The organism is Paucidesulfovibrio gracilis DSM 16080, from assembly GCF_900167125.1.
Taxonomy (GTDB): domain Bacteria; phylum Desulfobacterota; class Desulfovibrionia; order Desulfovibrionales; family Desulfovibrionaceae; genus Paucidesulfovibrio; species Paucidesulfovibrio gracilis.
This window is the reverse complement of record NZ_FUYC01000044.1, coordinates 1-4,834: the sequence shown is the minus strand read 5'-3', so window position 1 is coordinate 4,834 and position 4,834 is coordinate 1. Positions and strand designations below refer to the sequence as shown.

Genomic DNA, 4,834 nt, shown 5'->3' with positions numbered 1-4,834 from the left:
TTCTTCCCCCTGGACCCCCTTTCCAAAGACTTTTATCGGCTCCAGGCCTGCGGCCTGTCGCGGCTATCGTTTCTTTCCCTTTCCCCCACCCCGTTCCCCCTTCCCAAACAAGAGAGCGGCCTGGGCCGCTCTTTTGTTTGGGGGCGCACCGTTGCCGCGAGTTTCGGGAGGGCGGAGCCATCCCGGAAATCGCGGCAACAGAACGACACGCCGCCGCGCTGCTCCGCCTTGCCACTCTCCGGACTCCATCCCACCCTATGCCCCCGGCCGCGCGCAGCGCGAGACCGGGAAAAGGGATTCCAAAGGGTCGCGGACCCTTTGGCCGCCGGAGGCAGATTTCATTCTTTATCCCGACAAAAACGAGAAGAGGCTCCCGAAGGAGCCTCAGAAATTCTCAAAGAAGGAAGTGTGAAGGATGTTTTAGATGTAGCAAGCAGCGTGCCAGCGGCATTCCTTCGTAGGATAAAAAAATATATTGTTTTATTTTAATATTTTACGTTACAAATAAAGAACGTGTCCACCCAGCCGGTGCTCTGAAGCAGTACAATTTTTTGCACTCCGAAACGGGAGGCAGCCGAACGCGATCAAATTTTTGAACTGCCGGGGGAAGGGGAGAAGGCTAACAGCTAATAATTTGAAATAGCTGAACAAAATTACTAGCCTGCAACGCGGGAGTTTGGATTAAAGCGGACCCGGAGCGCCAGCCGCCTGCCCGAAGACGAGGACGAACTGGCCCGGACCAAAATTTTGAATTACCCGTTCAGCGGCGTGCGCTGGGGGATACGGGAATCGCCACCGGAGCCGGGGCGTTTTTTGGACGGTTCACCAGGTACACGCCCGTAAAAATCAAGGCAGCGCCCACAAATAGCGAAAAGTCCACGGGTTCGCCGAGGAGCAGCCACCCCATGAACACCGCGTTCACGGGTACCAGGTTGATGAATACGCCAGCCCGGGAAGCGCCCAGGGTGCGGATGCCCTGATAGTACCAGGAAAAGCCCACGCCCGTGCCGAACACGCCCAGGTAGAGCATGGCGCCCCACTCCATGGGCGTGGCTCCGGCAAGGTGGGCGGCAACGCCTTCCCGCAGGGCCATGGGCAGCAAAAAGACCATGCCCGCCAGACATGACCAGGTCACCGCACCCACGGGGGAAAGCCCTGCCATGACCTTTTTTCCTAGCAGGGTGTAGCTGCTCCAAGCGAACACGCAGCCCAGGATGAACAGATCCCCGGGCCGCACCTGGGCCAGGATCGCATCCAGATGACCGCGTGAGATCACGGTCAGGGCGCCGGTAATGGAGAGCGCCAGGCCCACGGCCTTGAGCTTGCCGAATCCTTCACGAAAGAACAGGGCCGCGAACGCGGCAATGAACACGGGATTACCAGCGATGATCAGGGAGGCCCGGCCCGCTGTAACGGTTTGCAGCCCGGAAAAGAAACAATAGTTGTAGAGAAACACGCCCGTGAATCCGAGCAGGAGCACCGGCAGAATCTGTCGACGATTCAGGCGCGGCACCCCGCCTTCCAGCCGGTGGCAGAGCAGAATCATAAACAGCCCGGCCACGGTAAACCGCATCAGCGAAGCCGTGGACGGACCCACATGGGAGAGCAGCCGCCCGGCAATGAACGTGCCGCCCCAAAGGCTCATGGTGGCCACAAGGCGCAGGTAGGTTCCGAGCATGAAAATCTCTCCAGTTGTTCACTGCACGCGCGAATCGCGGCAGCGTGACGGCGTGGCAGGAATTTAGGAAACGCGGAGAAAATGGGTCAGGATGGATACGGCCAGCAGCAGGACGATGAGTCCGAGCAGGACGTTGGTGGTTCGGCTCGGCCGTTCGCTTTTTCGGTTGCGGAGCATGCCCGTAAGCACGACCAACAGCATCAGCACCACCGCGATTTTCGTCAGCATGCGAACTCCTTGCCTTGTATCCCATGGCGCGGGACAAAAGCCCCGCGCCGGGAATATTGCCGAAGCGGACTAAATGACCTTGTTCAGCGGGTATTCAATGATGCCCTCGGCGCCCAATTCCTTGAGCCGGGGGATGATTTCGCGGACCACGGATTCGTCCACGATAATTTCAACGGAAAGCCAATCCGGATCCTTGAGTTCGGCCACGGTGGGCGAGGTCAGGGCGGGCAGGGTGCCGTTGGCCTCCTTGAGCGCCTGTTTGGGCATGTTCATCTTCAGGCCCACCATTTTGTCGGCGCGCAATGCGCCCTGAAGCAACATATTGATATTTTGGATTTTTTTGCGTTTCCAGGGATCCTCCCAGGACTCTTTGTTGGCGATGAGCTGGGTGTTGGTCTGCATCAGCTCGGCAATGACCCGCAGGCCGTTGGCCTTGATGGTGGTGCCGGTTTCCGTGATTTCCACGATGGCGTCGCACAGGCCTTCCACCACTTTGGCCTCGGTGGTTCCCCAGGAAAAGGACACGTCCACGTTCACGCCCAGGGAGTCGAAATACCCTTTGGTGAAGCCCACCAGCTCGGTGGCCACTTTGCAGCCGTCCAGATCCTCGGGGCGTTTGAACGGGGAATCGCCCTTGACGCAGAGCACCCAGCGGGCCGGGCGGTTGGAGACCTTGGAATAGATCAGGTCATCCACCACGACCACGTCCGCGTCCCACTCCATGATCCAGTCCTTGCCCGTAAGTCCCACGTCGAACGTGCCGTTTTGCACGTACATGGCCATCTCCTGGGCGCGGGCCAGGGAGCATTTGAGTTCCGGATCGTTCACGTCCGGAAAGTAGTTGCGGTGGTGGGTGCGAATCTGCCAACCGGCCTTATCGAAAAGCTTGATGGTCGCCTCTTGCAGGGAGCCTTTGGGCACGCCGAGGCGCAGCTGTTTGTCGCTCATTTTTTGTAGACCTCCTTGGGATCGAAAACCACGGGAGAGCATTCGGAAACCTTGCCGTCCTTCAACTCCCGGTAAAAGCACGAACGGTAGCCCTTGTGACATGCAGCACCGCCCAGCTGCTCGACAAGCACCAGGATGGTGTCGTCGTCGCAGTCCAGGCGGATGGTATGCACCTTCTGCACATGGCCGGAGGTACCGCCCTTGTGCCAGAGTTCCTGGCGGCTGCGGCTCCAGTAATGGACTTCGCCGGTTTCCAGGGTTTTGTCCCAGGCCTGCTCATTCATGTAGGCCATCATGAGGACTTCCCCCGTTTTCGCATCCTGCGCAATGGCAGGGACCAAGCCGTTCATTTTTTCGAAATCAGGTCTCATGCATATCCTCGTCCGAAGTATCGGGAACCCAATTCCTTAGCTGATCGGGCACTCGCCCGCAAGGGGCGGAGTCAGGGTCACAAAATTGTCACACGATGTGATTATCCCATAAGTCCGGCCACATCTACCTTCAGGGCGTGGTGATCCAGATGGTCGGCAATGCGCAGGTCGTGCTGATCCGGCCGTGGCGCGGCCAAATCCGCATAGTATAAGGGAATGGAGCGCATGCGCTCGTCAAAAACCACCTTGACCAGCGGCAACAGGGGGCGGGCCGGGTCCACGTTGACCACCACGCCGTGGTGCCTGTTGCTGAGCCGAACCAGACTTCCCACGGGGTAGATGCCCATAAACTTGATAAACCGCTCCACGGTGTCGGCGCGCAACTGCTTGCCGCGCAGTTGGTAGAGGGCGGTCATGGCGGCCGGTGTGGGCCGGGGTTTGGAATAGGGCTGCTCGCTGGTGAGGGCGTCAAACACCTCGGCCACGGAGATCAGGGGCGTGAGCGGATGCAGCGCTTCCTGCCGCGCTCCCGCGGGATAGCCGCTGCCGTCGGTGCGTTCGTGATGCTCGCCCACGATGCGGGCCACGGTGTGCAGATCTTTGACTAAAATGGAAATATTCGCGTTGGAAGCCGCCTGGTGTTCAAGTCCGGCGGCCAACGCCCGCACCATGGCCTTTCCTTCCGCGGGATGGGTGCGCACCATGGCCACCTGGCCAGGTGTGAGCCGGGCGGGTTTTTCCAGCAGGGATACGGGCAGGCGGACCTTGCCGATATCGTGCAGCAGCCCCGCAAGGCCCAGAATGCGCAAAATGCGGTCATCCTGTTGCAGATAATGGCCAAAAGCCACGGTCAGCACGGCCACGTTCAGGGCGTGGGTATGGTCGAAGGCACCGTATTTACGGATTTTGAGCAGGGAGACAAGGGCCGAACCGCTACGCCGGACCGAGGCCATGATCCGGGCCACCATGTCCAGGGCGTTTTGCAGTTCCAGGCGATCCTGGTGGCGGGCGCGGTCCAGAAACCGACGGTGCTGCTTGAGAGCGCGGATGTAGACCTGCTGGGCCTCGGGCAATTCCTCGGCCAGAGCGCGGAGTTCCTTTTGCTGCTCTTCCATTCGGGAGCGTGAGCGGGAGGCCGCTTCTTCCTCGGCTCGCTTGCGGGCTTCCGCCTCGGCACGTTCCCGGGCCTCAGCCTCGGCCTTTTGCCGGGCTGCTTCTGCCTTGGCGCGGCGTTCAGCCTCTTGTTCGGCCTTGCGGCGGGCCTGCTCCTCCGCGTGTTGCTTTGCCGCTTCCTCCGCACGCTTTTGCGCTTCTTCTTCAGCACGCTTGCGGGCTTCTGCCTCGGCACGTTCCCGGGCCTCAGCCTCAGCTTTTTGCCGGGCTGCTTCTGCCTTGGCGCGGCGTTCAGCCTCTTGTTCGGCCTTACGGCGGGCCTGCTCTTCCGCGTGTTGCTTTGCCGCTTCCTCAGCACGCTTCCGAGCTGCTTCCTCAGCGCGCTTCCGAGCTGCTTCTTCGGCACGTTTTCGGGCTTCTTCCTCGGCACGCTTTTGCGCTGCTTCTTCCGCACGTTTGCGGGCTTCCGCCTCGGCACGTTCCCGGGCCTCAGCCT

At 60.3% G+C, this 4,834-nt stretch carries 5 protein-coding genes; all 5 read right to left on the bottom strand.

The window, feature by feature from the left end; genetic code table 11:
* Positions 1-760: 760 nt before the first annotated feature.
* On the bottom strand, positions 761-1,678 hold the full coding sequence (locus tag B5D49_RS14535; RefSeq protein WP_078718446.1) for a DMT family transporter: 918 nt from the start codon (positions 1,676-1,678) through the stop codon (positions 761-763).
* A gap of 63 nt (positions 1,679-1,741) precedes the next feature.
* Positions 1,742-1,906, bottom strand: coding sequence for a hypothetical protein (locus B5D49_RS14915; RefSeq protein WP_159447263.1), 165 nt, complete (start codon positions 1,904-1,906; stop codon positions 1,742-1,744).
* Positions 1,907-1,975: 69 nt separating this feature from the next.
* On the bottom strand, positions 1,976-2,854 hold the full coding sequence (gene hisG / locus B5D49_RS14530) for an ATP phosphoribosyltransferase (RefSeq protein ID WP_078718445.1): 879 nt from the start codon (positions 2,852-2,854) through the stop codon (positions 1,976-1,978).
* Positions 2,851-3,225, bottom strand: a complete 375-nt coding sequence (gene hisI, locus B5D49_RS14525; RefSeq protein WP_078718444.1) for a phosphoribosyl-AMP cyclohydrolase — start codon at positions 3,223-3,225, stop codon at positions 2,851-2,853. The genes hisG and hisI overlap by 4 nt, the downstream gene beginning before the upstream one ends.
* 101 nt (positions 3,226-3,326) lie before the next feature.
* A partial coding sequence (locus tag B5D49_RS14520; RefSeq protein ID WP_078718443.1) for an HD-GYP domain-containing protein occupies positions 3,327-4,834 on the bottom strand: 1,508 nt, incomplete at its 5' end.